Source organism: Arthrobacter sp. FW306-07-I, from assembly GCF_021800405.1.
Classification (GTDB): Bacteria; Actinomycetota; Actinomycetes; order Actinomycetales; family Micrococcaceae; genus Arthrobacter.
Map to the genome: position 1 here is coordinate 3,936,047 of NZ_CP084550.1, position 16,148 is coordinate 3,952,194.

Below are 16,148 nucleotides of genomic sequence, written 5' to 3' on the forward strand. Positions count from 1 at the left end.
CACCATTGGTCGCCCCACCCACCCAACTTCTCGGCAAGAAGGACAAAAACATGAACGCAACACCTACGCTTGAAATGCTCGACCCGGCCACCCCGACCGTGGACATCAACGTCCGCAAGGACGCCGCCCTCACGGCTGACTTCGTCGCCAGCATCAGAGAACACGGGGTGATGGAACCGGTCATCGCCCACCGCAAGGACGACGACACCGTCCACGTTCTGATGGGTCAGCGCCGCACCCGGGCCGCAGTCGAAGCCGAACGGCCTCTCATCCCGGTGCTGATCATCGACTCGCCCGAGGAAGCCGAGCGCATCGTCACGCAGGTCGTGGAGAACATCCAGCGCGCCCAACTCACCGAAGCGGACGAAGCTGACGCCTACCACCAGCTGTCACTGATCGGCGTCCCCGCGGACGCGATCGCCAAGAAGACCGGCAGGACCAAGGACAAGGTCGAAAACGCGCTCAAAGCCAAGGCATCCACCACCGGCACCAAGGCCCTCGAGAGCGGCTATACACTCGACATGGCCTTGGTGATGACCGAGTTCGAAGGAGACCAGGACGCAATCGAGGAACTCGAATCCGTGATCCGGGACGAACCGCAGTACTTCGACCACATCGCCCAAAAGCTCCGCGATGACCGGGAATCCAAGGCTCAGCTTTCCGCCCTGATCGAAGAACTCATCGCCCAGGGCAAAGCCATCGTTGAGGACGCCGGACACTACGCCGAGGAGGAAAACCTCTACGTCTCAGCGGCCAAACGCCCGGATGGGGAACCGGCCACCGACGAGGACGCCAACGCCTACATCATCAGCACCAACTACCAAGGCAAGCACACGGCCAAGCCCGTCATCAGCGACTGGAAGGAACTTGGCTTTACCCCGAAGTACGAGCGCTACGACGGCGGCACACAGGCCCAGAAGGGCCCGATGACCGAAGAACAGAAGGCGGAGCGGAAAACGCTGATCGCCAACAACAAGGCCATGGAATCAGTCCTGTTAACTGAACTTCATCGTAGAGTCTGGATCAGGGTTCTCCGGAGAGGCGGTCCTCGTGGACGAAGTGCGGCTCAAACTGCTCGAGGGACAGATTGGTCTGCTGGCGATAGGCGCGGTAGCCCCAAGAACGGAGGGCCTCTTGCCCTACGTCGTCATCGACGACAAGGGGCAAGAGATTGAGGACTTCTCACTGTTCCTCCGTGATCTCGTTCTGAGCGATATGAGCCCTTTGACCGTCCGCTCTTACGGCAACGACTTGCTCAGGTGGTGGCGCATTCTTGGTCTGCTCGGCAGTGGATGGGAGCAGGCCACCCGTGCGGAGGTCGAGGTCCTCGTGGGGTGGATGCGGTCCGCGGTGAATCCCCAGCGGCGGGGGACCGGTAACCGAGGCAGGAATTCGCGCACAGGTAAGCGTCCCTTGGTCGGGGGCTATGCACCGGCAACGATCAATCACGCCCTTTCGGTGATTTCGTCGTTTTACTCCTACCACGCACGCTTCGGTCGTGGACCATTGATAAACCCGGTTCCTGAGGCTGCCGGGCGGAGACGCATGGTTCATCGAGGCCGGACCGAAACAGCACCACGAGTAAATCGGGCTCCTTTGCGGCAGAAGAAGTCCGAATGGCTACCCCGTTCCATCCCGGATGACCTTTTCGACGATTTGATGGAGGCTCTGCGGACCAGCCGTGATCGTGCCCTGGTAAGTATGTATGTGTCCTCCGGGGCTCGCGCGAGTGAGCTGCTCGGCGTCCACGGCGATCAGATCGACTGGTCTGGGCAACGCGTATGGGTCGTATCGAAAGGATCCCGTGTCCTGGAACCGGTGCCTGTCTCACCGGAGTCCCTGCAGTATCTGACCATGTACTTCCATGAGCACGGAGTTCCCGGGCCAGATGAATTGATTTGGCGGGCGCTCCACGGCAAACCGCGGCCTTTGACGTATCACGCTGCCCGGCGAATGCTGCAACGGGTGAATGCCGTGCTGGGCACAGATTGGTCACTGCATGACTTCAGACACACGACCATCAACCGCATGGTCTCAGACCCGAATCTGACCTTGCCCGAAATCATGGCCGTAAGCCGACACCGACAAGTCTCCTCGATGGCTCCCTATCTACGGCCTCGGGTCGATGAGGTCTTCCAAAAAGTACAAGAGCACATGGCATCCCCTCGGCCCCAACCAACGCTGACCCCGGGCTACGACCCCGACGACTTCTCAGTGGTGTTCGGTGCCTGAGGCCCTTAAACGACCACAACAGCGGCCGATAAACGCAGCTGTTCCTGGCAGAACCCGGAACCAAACCGTCATCATCGCTGCTCCGGCGGCGCGACCGGAGATTCCGCCATGGCCGCGCGGTGACTTGGACACGGCAAGCCCCGAGAGCATCATCGCCTTGACCGACACGATATGGCCCCGCAAGCAGCCACGTGAATCACTGCGCCATCACGGGCTGAAATGGCTGCTGTCTTATCTCGTGAGGCATGCCGGAAGGACCTGGCAGGAGAAATGGATCTCCTCCGGGTTCAATGATGGTCACCGCAAAATACGTGAGCTGACCACGGGAGACTTTCGTTTGGACGGCGAGCTGGGGCATTCGCTGATGTTGCTGTGCTGTCTGCGGGTCATCCGTCCATCGCTGGCAGCGTTCAAGATCAACTCGTTCTACCGCTACCACGAGCATTTTGAGCAAGCGCAAAACGACCCGGATCTGGACCGCTTCCTGGCCCTCGTTGAACAACAGGACACATCAAATCACTTTAAACGATGCGCGCGGATGGATGTGGCATCAGCGTTAACGACCCAAGGAATCCGGTTCGCTGATCTGAGCGCGGAAGCGTTGCTGCACTACGCCATCGCCACGCGCGAAGGCGGATGGGGCCGTGGCTACGAAACGCACGTCGGTTACCTTGCCTGGCGCGTCATGTCAGAATCCGGGCACTTTCCCGCCCAGGTCCCGCCAACTCTCCGCGGGGCTATGCGTCCCCCCGCTCAGACGCCAGCTGAGCTGGTCGACAAACACAACATCACCAACCCCGACATCCGCGACGTATTCATTGCCTACCTGACCCGGCGCAGCCACGACATCGACTTCGCCACCTTGCGGGACCTGGCAGAAGACATTTGCGGGAAGTTTTGGACGGGCCTTCAACAGATCAACCCCGGCCAGCCGAATTTTGTCATCTCGCAAGAGCACTACGAAAGCTGGCGGGCCGTGGTTGCCCTCCGCCGCGATGGAAAACCACGCCTTCAGCTCGAAGCCGTCATGACGAATATCAGGGCCTTCTATCTTGACCTGCAGGGCTGGGCGGCCGAAGAACCAGAACGCTGGGCCCGATGGGTAGCGCCTTGCCCGATCGCTGGCAGAGAGACCCGGACGCTGGGCAAAGCGGCCCGCCGTGCAAAAGAACGCATGGACGCAAGAATCCGCCTCTTACAGCCAGTACTCCCGGCATTCATCGCCGCTGCCACAGAACGCAAAGACCACTTCCAAGAACTTCTGAAAGTAGCCAGCGAAACCCCCAAAGACGAGATCATCACCGTCGGAGGGAAGCAGTATCAACGGCTCTATACCGAAGGAGACGCCCGGCACCGCCGCTTCCATGGAATAGCCAATGTCCGCGTGCTTGATCTGTCCGCCAACCGCAAGATCAACGTGACATTCACCGAGGATGCCGTATTTTGGCAGTGGGCGGCCGTGGAGACCTTGAGGCACACCGGCCTTCGGTGCGACGAACTGCTGGAACTGTCTCAGCTGAGCATCCGTCAATACATCCGCCCCAACGGCGAAATCGTCGCACTCCTGGTCGTCGCTCCCTCAAAAAACGATCGGGAACGAGTCATCCCCATGAGCCCTGACCTTTTCCACGTCATCGCCACAATCATCCGGCGCCTGACCAGAAACAGGGAAGGCGTGCCACTGGCGACTCGATTCAACCCATCGGAAAGAGTCACCAGCGAGCCCCTGCCATTCCTCTTCCAGCGCACCATCGGACAACGCACCGAAGTGATCAACGCCGGAACGCTCCGAGATGAACTGGCCAAACTCAGCGACGCCGTCGCCATCGACCATCCCGAGCTGGGCGGTTGCCGCTTCACACCGCACGACTTCCGCCGCCTTCTAGCTACGGACCTGGTCAATAACGGCCTGCCCATCCACATCGGCGCCGCACTTCTGGGACACCTCGATATCCAAACAACCCATGGTTACGTCACCGTCTTCCGTGAAGACGTCATCCGGCACTACCAAAAACACCTCAACGAGCGCCGCGCCGCCCGTCCAGCACGCGAATACAAATCTCCCACCGAGACCGAATGGGCTGAATTCGAAGAACACTTCGACAAACGCAAAGTCGAGCTCGGCAATTGCGCCCGGCCCTACGCCACCCCCTGCAAACACGAACACGCCTGTATCCGCTGCCCCATGCTCCACGTGGACCCTGGCATGATCGCCCGGCTCGACGAAATCAATACCGATCTCATAGCCCGACGCGAACTCGCCCAAACTAAGGGCTGGTTGGGCGAACTTGAGGGCATCGACCTCACCCTTCAATTCCTCGAAGAAAAACGCGCCGACGCACAAAGATCAGCCAATCGCGGTCCGACTAATCTGGGCATGCCTGCCATACGGTGATTACGCAGCTGCGATTCAGGACCTGGCGGGCTACATCTGTCACATTGGGGGAAATATGAAGTTGGTCATTCTGGTAATTACCGCCTGGGTTTCGACAGGCCTAATCGCCCTGCTCGGAGTCAGTGCCGGCGCCACCATATGGTTCTACATTGAACCCGTAGTCGATTCCGTGCCGGACCCGGCGAGCTACTTTGTTGCCGTTAGTGCCGGGTTCCTGGCACTGATCCTGAGTTTTTCAGTCAGTGTCGGGATCAGTGTTCATGCAGCTCGTTTTGCGGGGCCGGCCGACAGCCCGCAAGCTGACAAGAGTGCCGACCTTTTTCTAAGCCGGCACACGAGTGGGCGCTTCCCCATGGGGCGTCGTTCCTACGAGTCGGCGACGAGTTCCAGCTCGAAGCCATCGGAGTTTACGAGGTAGGCAGCGTAATGGTCCGGACCGTCCGCATTTGGATACTTATCCACGAACAGCGGGCTCCAGCCGTGATGTCCGCTCTCGCCAGCCAAAGCATCAACACTTTCTCGGCTCCCGGCCTTGAACGCCAAGTGGTTCAGACCTGGCGTCGTGCGCTGATATTCTCGGCTGCTCAGGTCGGGTGATTCTTCAACAACTATGTAGGTGGGACCAAGCCTCCAGCTGATTCCGCTGCCCCAGTTCTGATAGTTCTCGTATCCCAAGCTGGACAGGATCCAACCCCATTCATTCTTAGCCCGGTTCAGGTTCGGTACCCACAACTCAATGTGGTGCAGGACGCCTTTGAAGTCATCGTTCACCTCGCGAGTCTTTCACGAGTCCAGATCCCATCCCGCTTCAGGTCCGCCTCTGACGTCTCACTTGCAAAGTGCAGAGAAGCGACCAAGGTCCGCCGCGAGTTCGTCAAAACCCTCCTGGCCCGCAAGCAGGCACCCAAGGGCTGGCAATACTTCACCGTCCACGCCATCACCCACCACTCCGAAACCGCCAGCGGATACGACGGAAAGGTCGCCGCCGAAATGGTTGGGGCCAAGGTCGAAGAAACCAGCCGCTGGGGCTGGAACCCGCTGCGGGATCACGTCGCCAAAACCGAGGCGCGGCCCGAGTTCTCCCTGATCGCGCTGGTGTGCGCAGGGTACGAGAAGACCATCGCCAAAGACTCATGGCGGTCCCCGAGCCAGACGCACCGGGACTACCTGAACCAGTTGGTCACGTGGGGATACACCCCCAGCGAGGTCGAAAGCATCATCATCGACGGGCAGAAGCCAGCCGAGGACGACGCGGCCGGATAAACACCCTTGCCGGGCGGAAACCCCGTCCGGCAAGGACCCCGGCCACTCACCATGTAAGGGCCAGGAACCTTCCAGAAGTCGGGCGGTCCGCCGCCAGGGCGAACCACAGCAGCCAATCACCAGCGACGGACCGCCGATCAACGCACCCATTCCCCACTCCACCAAGCTGCCGCGCGCCCAGGGACAACGACGTCCCCCGGGCAGCTGCAGGCACCACCCACAACATTCAGCTAGGCTGAATCCGTAGATTTCCTTTGCCGAGGAGAACGCAGAAGGGCCGGCTCTTTTGAGTCGGCCCTTCTTGTGTCTCCAGGCCACCGCGGGCCCTTGACGGGGTAGAAATCAGCCCGGGACGTTCCGGGGATCGTTGCCGTAACTGTTCTTGGAGCTGATCTGACCGTCCTGGTTCTTGATCACGTGCTCCACCTTGTCAGCCTGGGCCGCTGCCCGGCCCGCAGTTACCGCTTCGTCCTTGGTGCTGTAGCCGGCACCGAACGCGCGGCCAGTGCCCTCGCGCTTGTTCTTCCATGAACCGTCTTCGTAGTACGTCTCGATATCGCCCTGAGCCACTGCACACTCCCTCTGCCGTTCGGATGCTGACACCCGCTGCAACGCGGGTAGGGAAAAGCCCCGCAACGCTGGGAGCTGCAGGGCTTTCCTCGAAACCACTTCGCTTGATGGGGGCCAAGCGAAGAAGCTTGACTCCAAACAATAATAGCAAGCATGCTTATCATTCAAGCTGCGGCACAGACTCGATGATGAGGTGAACGATGGAGTGCAATGACGAACAGCACGCTGTGGTGTCGGTAATCAACAACCTGGCCGGCAGGTTTCCCGGCCGCGCCAGGATCGACATCGAGGACGCGGTCTGCGAAGAGTATTCAACCTTCAATTCGGGCCCGGTGCGGACGATGGTCCCCGCCCTGGTCGAGCATGCCGCCATCAAGCGACTCCAAGGCGGCTGCCTTTAGAAGCACCTCGGGCACGTTCCCCATGGTCTGTAAGTCTTTACCCGGTTGCTCCGTGAGCAGCTGGCAGGCTGGTGCTGTGGCCCGGCTGGGGCGTGACTCACCCATGGTATTGCCTCCCAAACTGAGCTTTTGCGGAGTGCGCTTGCTTGGATATGTCCGCCCTTGCCGGCCCGGCATCGGTTCTGTCTACAGCGCTGGCCTGATTAGAAGCATGCCCACCCGAACCGGGTGTGGCCCATTACAGACCTGCCACGCCGTAACCTCACTGATGCGCTTTCATTTCCCGGTACCAAAGGAGGAACAGATGATCGTTGCAGAACACTTCGCCTTCGTCGTCGGCATTGACACCCACGCCAAAACCCACACCCTCGCCATCATCAACACCACCAGCGGCGGAGAGATCGCGAACGAAACATTCCCGGCCACCTCAACCGGAGGCAACCGCGCATTGTCTTGGATTCTGAGGCACACTGGTGTGCCTCAGGAGCACGTGCTCCTCTCCATGGAAGGAACCGGATCGTACGGTGCGAAGCTACGGCAACAAGCCTCCGACGCCGGCTTCCAAGTCACCGAAGCTCCCGTTCCGAACCAGCGATTGGGCCGCTACCAAGGTAAATCCGATGCCATGGATGCGACCCGTGCAGCACGAGCTGTTCTCAGCCTCCCGGTAGAGCACTTGCCGGAACCACGCTCGGGTCAGAATCACATGGCCCTACGGATCCTCTCCAACGCACGCAGGACGATGGCACGAGAACGCACCGCAGCCATCAACGCCCTGACTGCACTCCTGCGCGTCGTAGACCTCGGTCTGGATGCGCGCAAGCCCCTGAGCATCACCCAAATCAACACCATCGCAGGTTGGAGAGAACGAGACGAGGAATTCGGAACCAAAACATGCCGCCGCGAAGCGGTCAGGCTCGCTCAGCAAATCCTGACCCTCCAGGGACAAATGGCCAAGAACCACACAGAACTCGAAACACTCGTCCTGCAAGTACAGCCGGGGCTCTTGCAGGTCTACGGCATCGGCCCAGTCCTGGCCGCAATCATCCTCACCGCTTGGTCACACACCGGGCGAGTACGATCTGAAGCCGCATTCGCAGCTCTTGCCGGCACCTGTCCGGTCCCAGCCTCGTCCGGCAGCACCAAGAGGTTCCGGCTAAATCGCGGGGGCGATCGCCAACTCAACAAAGCCATCTACACGATCGCCCTCATCAGAATGAACCGGGACCCAATTACCAGAGGCTACGTGATGAAGCGAACAAGCCAGGGAAAAACCAAGAAGGAAATCATCCGAAGCCTCAAGCGTTACATAACACGGCAACTTTATCGAACACTGAGTGGGGCGCCGGAAGTCGTACTTTCAGCAAGTTGATTGCGGCAAGGAGGTTCTAGATCTGCCGAATGCTTAGAAGAAAAGGGGTCCTCGCCGCTTTCCTGATTCGTTGCCGTCTCCTCTAGGAGACGGCTTAGCCTTCGAAGCGACTGCAGCTGCAAGCCCAACGAAGGCGGCGATCAGAAGTAGATTGAAGAGTATATCGGTAACGTTCGAACCCCGGCTAAGCGTAACCACCGTGACTATAACAAATGCAGCGCCACATGAAAGGCACAAAAGACATGTAATCTTCGCCCAGACAGGCAAAAGGTTCAATTGACTCAGCATTTATCCCCCTATTTACTAAGTAGAGCTTAGCCCCAATTCTAAGAGAAATCTAGGTTTGCTCAGCTGCGGCGGTTACGTCTCAGGTCGGGTCGGACTGGACGCCTGGGGGTGGAAAGGAGCTGACACATGCCACGGTTTGGAGCACTCGCGAGGGCGCCCCAAACCGTGGTCGAGTCTAGAGTTACGTCATCCGGAACTGTAGGTAGTACTCGCCGAACGCCCCACCTACGTGCGTGCAGGGTGTGACGATCACCGCGTAATAAGTCAGCAACTGTTGGTACCTATCCTGGCAATTGCGCTCGGCCCTGAATGTTTCGGTCTGCAGAACTCCCACGACATCCGGAGAAGGCGCAGCGGCGCTAGCGGCCGCCATACCGGAAAATGCCGCTCCTCCGGCAATTGTGACGATGGCAGCGGCACGTGTGATTGCATTTCTCATTATTCCCCCAGGCTGAAACGGACCTTACATGGCAATGATTCTCCTCACGGGACTTCTCCGAAAAATGAGACCTTTATCGGAGCCTTTTAAGAGGTTTGTCCTGCGAAGTGATAAATGCCTATCGGCACCTTCCTGGAAGTCAAGAAGAACTTTCTGACTCTTCCTTGATCTTGGAGAGTGTTATCAGGAGAAGAATCGTGCCCTGCGCGGGCCAGCGATCTTCTGCCGAATTTCGCCCCCCGGGATTAATCCTTTGCGCGTTGCCAGCGCCAAGCGTGCCAGAACATCAGTGCGAGAACGGTGGCAACGCCGATGAAGACGCTGGGGGGTGCGAAGGTGAAGAGAACGTAGGCCATGCTGACCCGATCTGTCATGCTCACTTCCAAGGAGCCATTCAGGAGCGCCAATAGTCCTCCCAGGATAAAGCCCCCGGACAACGCCCACAGAACTAGGATGAACGGATTTAGCCGCGGCGGGAGTCCGCCCTCTTTCGTGGTTTCGGCAGTTATGTCTTCTGGTCTCATACCGTCTTCACGGATCATCACGGAAACCAATGCTTTCGTACTGCCCACTTTCCATGCCAATCCCCCCTCTAGTTTGGACGCAGTTCGCAGACCGCTTGAAGCCCAGCGTAGCCTCCGCAAGATACGTGGGTACTGGAGCCTACGTCTCGGCCCGGACCCAACCCAACCGATGGGTTGACGAATATAGAAGCATCCATACCCTGCGCTGCCGACGCACCGGCCGCGGGGGTCAATGATCCCCAGCAGGGACGACACCTATTCAGCCTGCCAGCCAAGCACTAGCGCGAACGTCACGAGGGCGTCCGTAGCCATCTCAGGCACATGGGGGCTGGCGCCGGGGAAACCTGCGGGGATGGCCACAGTCGCCCGCGGCGTCATCCGTCGTGCATAGGAGGATTCTTATGCGGGGATATGGTCCCAGGTGGCGCCATATGCGCGTGGGGACTTCTTCTTGGCTTGATAGAAGTCCCACCCCTGATCCCTGCTGGTGAAGATCTCTTCATAAACCGTATCGTCGCCTTCATCGTAGGACTTCCAGGTGACTCGGTAGTTCCGGCTTGGATCTTCATATCCGCTGGTCGGCTCGTGTCGCATCTTTCATACTCCCTCTGATGCTGGGTATCTGACGGCATTCTGTGATCACTATATGGCGTCAAGTCGTATGCCGACTTAGCGTCGTTTCAAACCAGCACCCTCCTGCAGCCGGCTGGATCGCTCGTGTCGTTTTCAGAAGCCGACTGCACAAAGTCCCGCGTGATTCCGCGGTTTGTGCAGACGGGTTGTGATCAGTGAATGCTCGCTACCTGAGGCTCCGTCACTGAGATAGACCGGGAACCAGAAGCTGCTTCACCGCAAGAACAGTCTCAGCTAGCTGCGCGAGCCGGCAGATGTGAACAGGACTTCTGACATCTGTGCAATCAGCTTCAGAAATCGACAACGGGTGTCGTTTTCAGAAGCTGATTGCACAACTTCCCGCGTGATTCCGCGGTTTGTGCAGACGGGTTGTGATCAGTGAATGATCGCTACTCCTATGCACAAGTGCCGCTTTGTTCTCCACTCGTGTTCACAATTCGCTACGTCGATTCGGCCGCCCCCGAAGGATCGGCAATCGGTACCCCGTATGAGACGATCTTCGGCCGTTAGCTACAGTGAACCAGGTGACCCCTGAGAGGAAACTGTCCTGCAGCCGCTCTTTCGTGTGGCTGGCCTGCATAGCCGGTACCGTGCATGCCGGGTTCAGCTTGTACTGGGCCCTAGGCGGGCAGTGGCTATTGGCCACGGTCGGACAATGGGCAGTCCAGCTGTCAGCCGAGGCCCCCTCCAGGCAGGACTCGGGCTAGGAATTGTTGCGGCAGTGAAGTTGCTGGCAGCGACTATCCCCGTGGCCGTCGCCTATGGACGAATGCCCCGGCGGAGGTTCTGGCGTGCCGTGAGCTGGGCGGGCGGACTGCTCCTTGTCGTATACGGGGGTGTGAACATCATAGTCAGCGGTGCGGTTCTTGGAGGCGTGGTTCGTCCTGCAGGCGGCTATGACCTCAACGCGATGATCGGCCACGCCTGGTTGTGGGACCCCCTGTTCTTCCTGTGGGGTGCAGCCCTAGTGTTATCGCTCTGGTTCTCGCGCAGGAGCTCAACGGAGGTTGCCTAAGCCGATCGTCCAACGGGTGGCGTTTGTGCCAACTAACCTCGTTCAGAACCAGGCAGTTGCCTGATCGGCATCATGCTTGTCAGACTTCAGCGCAAGCCCCGCTAGGTACTGTGGGGTGTCCGAACAGGACGAAGGTGGTGCCGTCATTCTCGAGAACCGAGACGTAGCTCGGGCCGAAAAGAGAGACTACTGATTCGCAGATGATGATCGCGCTCTTGGCCTCCTCGCTACCGTCGGCGCCGCGCGGGTCCACAAGGCTGGTGTCGATGCGAATTTTGCCCGGTTCGGTTTCGGTTACAGATTTGATTTTTCCCAACCATGGCGCGTTCTTTTTTGCTGTCTTGAAGTCGGCAGTCTTGTCCCGGCCGCCATTATTCACGCTGGCAATGGGGCCAGGTGGTGCAGCAGCTCGACTGGCTACCGTCTGGGCCGGCATAGCCGCATGTGATGCCTTCTGCGGATCAGACGCTGAGCAGCCACAGAGCAGCGTGACAACAGCAGCTCCAACCAAACCGGACACCGGGAAAGAGATCCCGTTGGCATCTGACCGCCGTGCATTCTTCGGTTTGTTCCGTTGCATGTTCTTGTCCCCCAATATTTGCAACCGCACTAAGTGATGCTCGAGCCTTCAGCATCGCACCCGGAAATGCCTCCGTGAAGGGTTTTCTAGAAGGGGAAGCGACTCCTACCCCCAACACAGTGAAGACCGCTCTGCTGGTACCCAGTGATGGATGGGCGCCCGATCTGGGGCAGGCATGAAGTCCTCCACCAAATTGCATCCTCGTTTTCCGCACCTCGCGCTCAAATCAACGTATGGTGTGGGCATGGAAGCAGAGGACGCTGCCGGCGGTGGGACTCCAGAGCAAGTACTGGCTCTGATCACCTTGGTGGAGTCGTCCGGCTGGCCCACTGCTGCACTTGAGCAAGATAGCTACTTTCAGAAGCTTGGACTTCGACAACTTCCCGGAGCTCCGCAGGAGGGAGCACCACCGGCAGTCGTCGGAGGGGTCGTCGCTGATTCCGCATCGACAACTCCAATCGGCTCCTGGATGACACATGAAGGCGAACTGGTGGGGATCAGCCTCTTTTTTCAGGATGAGCAGGACAGACCACACGCGCGAACTTCTGATTTGTTCGGCTATATACACTCCCTGATTCGCCGAAAATATGGAGAACCGTTGGACGACACGGTTGAACCATCGGGCAACGCGTCTGCCCTTTGGAAGGTCCGCGGAACAGCTATCGAGCTCTACAGACACGTCAAGCCGTCCTTTGCTATCCAGGTCGGGCTCAACAACATAGAGCGCGCTTCAGCTCGCAACGACGGGAAGCTAACGGGAACCTGGAACCACTAAGCACGATAGGCGGCGTGCGGTAAAGGATCGGATTAATGGAAAGCCCGCTCCGTGCAGCGACCGGCTTCCGGGCGTCCCGCGATCGACGATTCTCAAAGCCACAATCATTCGTTCACCGCACCACTTGACTCCACCGCTAGGCTCAGGGCATGGGCCCGAGGAATTGGAAGAAGCAGCCAACCAAAGCGGAGGCAGTGGTTATGTGCCTTCTCGCCCTGTCGCTATTCGTCAGCAACCTATACGGCGTGCTTGCAGAGGGCAACAGAGCGAGAGTCGGGTATTGGATTTCGCAGGCCTTGAACGTAGGCCTGCTGCTATTCGGCCTCTGGTGGTACCGCCGGGCCGGCAGAAAGTCCCCCAGGCAACCTTAATACTCAATACGTCCGTTCTGGGATCCGGAAATGACTGCTCTGACCTTCCAGAAATCGGGGGCGATGATGACGTGGCACCGAGAGATCGCCATAGCCACTAGGCCGAAAAAGTGATCAGCACAGGGCCATTGATTTGCGCGGACAAGTAGGATGTGAGGACCCAGCGCAGGGAGGATACTGCAATGCTTCAGGCCCTACGGCGTTACTTTCGAACCGCCATGCGCTTCCCGAAGCGGTCCCTGTCTTATCTGCGATCCATGAGGACCAGCGGCCTTGTACTGGGGATCGCGTGGCTCGTTCTAGCGATGATATGGGTAAACCCGTTGAGGACGACCTTGTTGGTCACCGTTAGTCTCGGCTTTCTTCTGCAAGCGGTTTTAGTCAACAAGGAGATACGTCGCCGCGAAAACACAGTCGACGAACCTCTCTAATGACAAGATCTGCTTTCCAATCCTGGCTGGTAGCGGTGAAGGATCCTTTACCGACCGAACTGAAAGTAGCAGGCGGGCTCTCGCTTGTCCTCAAGGGCTTGAGTTGTAGTGCCGGCGCTTACTTAGTGAATTCCGTGCCTAGCACTTTGCCAGTGACGCCATCCAACGTCACCCGATACCCGTTCCAGGTATTCGCAAAAACAGTGCCCTCAACAGATAGGTCCATGGAAAGGTAGCATTCGCGAGAACCTGTCTCAGGAAGGTCCGCGATCCAGACGATGGCGCCTATTTCACTAGTCTTCGCGAGATTGCGGGCAGGGCCCTCGCCCATCTCCATGTAGTCCAGAAGGACAAGGACCGAGTTCTCGGCCGGAAGCTCCTTGACGTCTAGAACGGTCACCCCAAGAACCTTGTCGGCCGGACCGATGCCTTTGAACATGCATGAAGCCTACGCTTCCCGCTCCCACAGAAGGATCCCATATCGAGCGGCGGAAGCGCACGTTAGGCCACCGGATTGCGGGCACGCGGCTCCAAGCCGCCTCCAATGAAAATGCTGCGTGTTTGGATAGAGCATGACCACCATCACCGTAGTGAAGGCCCAAGACCTGCCACTCAGTGAAGTCCTTGAGCTATACCGTGCGGTGGAATGGCTTGCCTACACGAAGGACCCCGACAATCTCGTACGAGCCTTGGAAGGATCTTCCACACTCGTGGCCGCTCATGACGACCAGACGCTGGTTGGACTAGCGCGTGTCATTTCCGATAGTGCTTCGATTTGCTACCTCCAGGACATCCTTGTTCGGCCGTCGCATCACAGAAGAGGTATAGGGCGAGCTCTTGCTGAGCTGGCACTCGGAGAGTACCCGCATGTGCGCCAGAAAGTACTGATCACCGACAACGAGCCGAAGCAGAAAGCGTTCTACGAAGCGCTCGGCTATATCCAGGCCGAGGAATTCCAAGGAGGATCGGTCAGAGCCTTCATCAGATTCGACTGACGGCCTGAGTGATCTGCGCCGGTAGTCGATCGGCCAATGGGCGGCCGCGGGCCCTCGGAGCCACCGGCTTACGGGCGCCTTCGTCGGTGGGGCTCAGCGCGTGTAGGCGAGGTCGCGCATGAGGGTGAGTTCCTCCATCTTGTCGGTACGGCGGGCTAGTGAGACTGCCGCCATAGGGGCGAAGGTGCGACACCAGAGCCACAGCCGGCCTGCGTCTACGGGATTAGCGATGTCTGCGAGCTGCAGGCATCGATGGCGGATCTCCGCTTCGTTGGCCGCTCCAATCGTGGCGAGGTCAGTGAGATCCATCGCCGGATCGCCGACGCAAGGGCGTGGGTCGATGGCAACAATCCCGCGACCGTCGTCGACCCGGAGGAGATTGCCGAGGTGCAGATCGCCGTGAAGCAAGGACTCACCTTCGCCCGCCATGTCCAACGCTGCGGCGTGGGATCGACGCCACACGTTGTCGTCGATCGGCGAGTCCGGGAGGGCGCGGCGGCGGCGATCCCACAACTCGAACATGAGCTCCACGCGCTCATGAGCGAGGGGAACACCATGTGGCGGCGGTGTCGACGGCGAGAAGAGATCGATAATGAGATCCTCGACCTCCGCAATGACCCAGGTGTCGGCGGTCAGCTGGGTTGCCTCGGGGAGCCACTCGAGCAAAATCGCGCCGTGCGTGGTGTCCGCGTCCATCAGGTCGACCATGGTGTGGGCGTCCGCCCAGTATCTCAACGCGGCTGCTTCCTGCGCTGTGATCGTGGGATCGGGTGAGAGCTTGAGTGCGCGCCGCATTCCGTCCGCGGCCGATATGCACTCGACAACGGCGCCCGTTCCGCCCACATGAACGGTTCGTGGGTCAAGTGCCCACTTCTGGCAGAGTTCGCTCACGATCGCTCCGAAGTCGTCGATCCAGGCCGCGGCCGCAACGCCGAATCGATCGAGAAGTCGGTCCCGGGCAGCAAGAGGCATAGCAACTTGTGTCATGTACCGACGCTACGTGATCCCTCGTCGGAAACCATGTTCGGCGAGGGATCCCTTACCGGGCCTCGCACTTAAATAGGCGAGGGCAACCACCGCCACGGCCACCGCCACCAGCACCAGGGACAGGGCGACGGCGGCGTCCGGGTCCGTTTCGCGCTGCAGGTAGATCTCCAGCGGCAGGGTCCGGGTCACCCCTTGCAGGCTGCCCGCGAAAGTCAGCGTGGCGCCGAATTCTCCCAGGCTCCGCGCGAAGGAGAGGACGGCGCCGGAGGCCAGGCCGGGCAGGACGAGCGGCAGCGTGACGCGCCGGAAGACGGTGCCCGGGCGGGCTCCCAGGGTTGCGGCAACCGCCTCGTACCTGGACCCGGAGGTCCGTAACGCGCCTTCCAGGCTCACCACCAGGAAGGGCAGCGCCACGAACGTTTGCGCCAGGACCACGGCCGTAGTGGAAAAGGCGATCTGGAGGCCGAGCACTTCCAGGGTCCGCCCCAGCAGCCCCTGCCGGCCGAACGTGTAGAGCAGGGCGATGCCTCCCACCACCGGGGGAAGCACCAGCGGCAGGAGCACCAGCGAGCGCAGCAGGCCCTGCAGGCGGAACGTGTCCCGCGCAAGGACCAGGGCCAACGGGACGCCCAAAACGATGCACAGCAGGGTGCTCGCGGCCGAAGTCCGCAGGCTCAGTCCCAGCGCCGTCAGCGACGGGCCGGACGTCACCAGCGGAATGAAATGGGCCCAGTCCACCCGCAGCACCATGGCCAGCAGCGGGAGCACGACGACGACGGCAGCTACGACGGCCAGCGCCCGCACCCAGCCGGGGATGCCAGAGTACGCGCTGGTTTGGGTGCGCGGGCGCGCCGCAGGCCTTCCCTGCTGCCGGGCC

The 16,148-nt window shown here is 59.7% G+C and carries 15 protein-coding genes and 1 pseudogene; 9 read left to right on the plus strand and 7 right to left on the minus strand.

Annotated elements, in window-relative coordinates; genetic code table 11:
* Nucleotides 1-50: 50 nt before the first annotated feature.
* The 3 genes from LFT46_RS18310 to LFT46_RS18320 all read left to right on the plus strand — a co-directional run bounded on the left by LFT46_RS18310 (nt 51) and on the right by LFT46_RS18320 (nt 4,627).
* Entirely contained in the window at nt 51-1,175 is a 1,125-nt protein-coding gene (locus LFT46_RS18310; protein ID WP_236820603.1) for a ParB/RepB/Spo0J family partition protein, read from the plus strand.
* Nucleotides 1,060-2,232, plus strand: a complete 1,173-nt coding sequence (locus tag LFT46_RS18315; RefSeq protein ID WP_236822077.1) for a tyrosine-type recombinase/integrase — start codon at nt 1,060-1,062, stop codon at nt 2,230-2,232. Before LFT46_RS18310 ends, LFT46_RS18315 begins: the two co-directional genes overlap by 116 nt.
* 157 nt (nt 2,233-2,389) lie before the next feature.
* Nucleotides 2,390-4,627 carry a tyrosine-type recombinase/integrase gene (locus LFT46_RS18320; protein WP_236820604.1) on the plus strand — a complete coding sequence of 746 codons (2,238 nt, stop codon included), beginning with the start codon at nt 2,390-2,392 and terminating at the stop codon, nt 4,625-4,627.
* 366 nt (nt 4,628-4,993) lie between these two features.
* On the opposite strand, the gene LFT46_RS18325 is transcribed toward LFT46_RS18320, so the two are convergent.
* Nucleotides 4,994-5,398 carry a VOC family protein gene (locus tag LFT46_RS18325; RefSeq protein WP_236820605.1) on the minus strand — a complete coding sequence of 135 codons (405 nt, stop codon included), beginning with the start codon at nt 5,396-5,398 and terminating at the stop codon, nt 4,994-4,996.
* 78 nt (nt 5,399-5,476) lie between these two features.
* Here LFT46_RS18325 and LFT46_RS18330 point away from each other — a divergent pair.
* Nucleotides 5,477-5,890: pseudogene (locus LFT46_RS18330) on the plus strand (ParB/RepB/Spo0J family partition protein); the annotation flags it as partial.
* Between the two features lie 342 nt (nt 5,891-6,232).
* Here LFT46_RS18330 and LFT46_RS18335 read toward each other — a convergent pair.
* Nucleotides 6,233-6,460, minus strand: coding sequence for a DUF2188 domain-containing protein (locus LFT46_RS18335; protein ID WP_236820606.1), 228 nt, complete (start codon nt 6,458-6,460; stop codon nt 6,233-6,235).
* 200 nt (nt 6,461-6,660) lie between these two features.
* Between LFT46_RS18335 and LFT46_RS18340 the strand changes: the two genes are divergently transcribed.
* On the plus strand, nt 6,661-6,861 hold the full coding sequence (locus tag LFT46_RS18340; RefSeq protein WP_236820607.1) for a three-helix bundle dimerization domain-containing protein: 201 nt from the start codon (nt 6,661-6,663) through the stop codon (nt 6,859-6,861).
* A gap of 304 nt (nt 6,862-7,165) precedes the next feature.
* On the plus strand, nt 7,166-8,233 hold the full coding sequence (locus LFT46_RS18345; protein ID WP_236820608.1) for an IS110 family transposase: 1,068 nt from the start codon (nt 7,166-7,168) through the stop codon (nt 8,231-8,233).
* A gap of 972 nt (nt 8,234-9,205) precedes the next feature.
* Here the strand turns inward: LFT46_RS18345 and LFT46_RS21205 are convergent.
* The gene (locus LFT46_RS21205; protein WP_272910811.1) at nt 9,206-9,334 is read right to left on the minus strand and encodes a hypothetical protein; all 129 of its coding nucleotides are present in this window, start codon (nt 9,332-9,334) and stop codon (nt 9,206-9,208) included.
* 1,438 nt (nt 9,335-10,772) lie between these two features.
* Between LFT46_RS21205 and LFT46_RS18350 the strand changes: the two genes are divergently transcribed.
* Nucleotides 10,773-11,132 (plus strand): DUF3995 domain-containing protein, encoded by a 360-nt coding sequence (locus LFT46_RS18350; RefSeq protein WP_236820609.1) that lies wholly within the window; start codon nt 10,773-10,775, stop codon nt 11,130-11,132.
* A gap of 79 nt (nt 11,133-11,211) precedes the next feature.
* Here the strand turns inward: LFT46_RS18350 and LFT46_RS18355 are convergent, their stop codons facing one another.
* On the minus strand, nt 11,212-11,712 hold the full coding sequence (locus tag LFT46_RS18355) for a hypothetical protein (RefSeq protein WP_236820610.1): 501 nt from the start codon (nt 11,710-11,712) through the stop codon (nt 11,212-11,214).
* A gap of 175 nt (nt 11,713-11,887) precedes the next feature.
* Here LFT46_RS18355 and LFT46_RS18360 point away from each other — a divergent pair, with 175 nt between their 5' ends.
* Nucleotides 11,888-12,487 carry a hypothetical protein gene (locus LFT46_RS18360; protein ID WP_236820611.1) on the plus strand — a complete coding sequence of 200 codons (600 nt, stop codon included), beginning with the start codon at nt 11,888-11,890 and terminating at the stop codon, nt 12,485-12,487.
* A 920-nt stretch (nt 12,488-13,407) separates the two neighbouring features.
* Here LFT46_RS18360 and LFT46_RS18365 read toward each other — a convergent pair.
* A complete protein-coding gene (locus tag LFT46_RS18365; protein WP_236820612.1) occupies nt 13,408-13,728 on the minus strand; it encodes a hypothetical protein in 321 nt (106 codons plus the stop codon).
* Nucleotides 13,729-13,861: 133 nt separating this feature from the next.
* Between LFT46_RS18365 and LFT46_RS18370 the strand changes: the two genes are divergently transcribed.
* The gene (locus LFT46_RS18370; protein WP_236820613.1) at nt 13,862-14,284 is read left to right on the plus strand and encodes a GNAT family N-acetyltransferase; all 423 of its coding nucleotides are present in this window, start codon (nt 13,862-13,864) and stop codon (nt 14,282-14,284) included.
* A gap of 93 nt (nt 14,285-14,377) precedes the next feature.
* Here the strand turns inward: LFT46_RS18370 and LFT46_RS18375 are convergent, their stop codons facing one another.
* Nucleotides 14,378-15,271 (minus strand): aminoglycoside phosphotransferase family protein, encoded by an 894-nt coding sequence (locus LFT46_RS18375; protein ID WP_236820614.1) that lies wholly within the window; start codon nt 15,269-15,271, stop codon nt 14,378-14,380.
* A 9-nt stretch (nt 15,272-15,280) separates the two neighbouring features.
* Complete coding sequence (locus tag LFT46_RS18380) at nt 15,281-16,087, minus strand: ABC transporter permease (RefSeq protein ID WP_442863696.1); 807 nt, start codon at nt 16,085-16,087, stop codon at nt 15,281-15,283.
* Nucleotides 16,088-16,148: the final 61 nt, after the last annotated feature.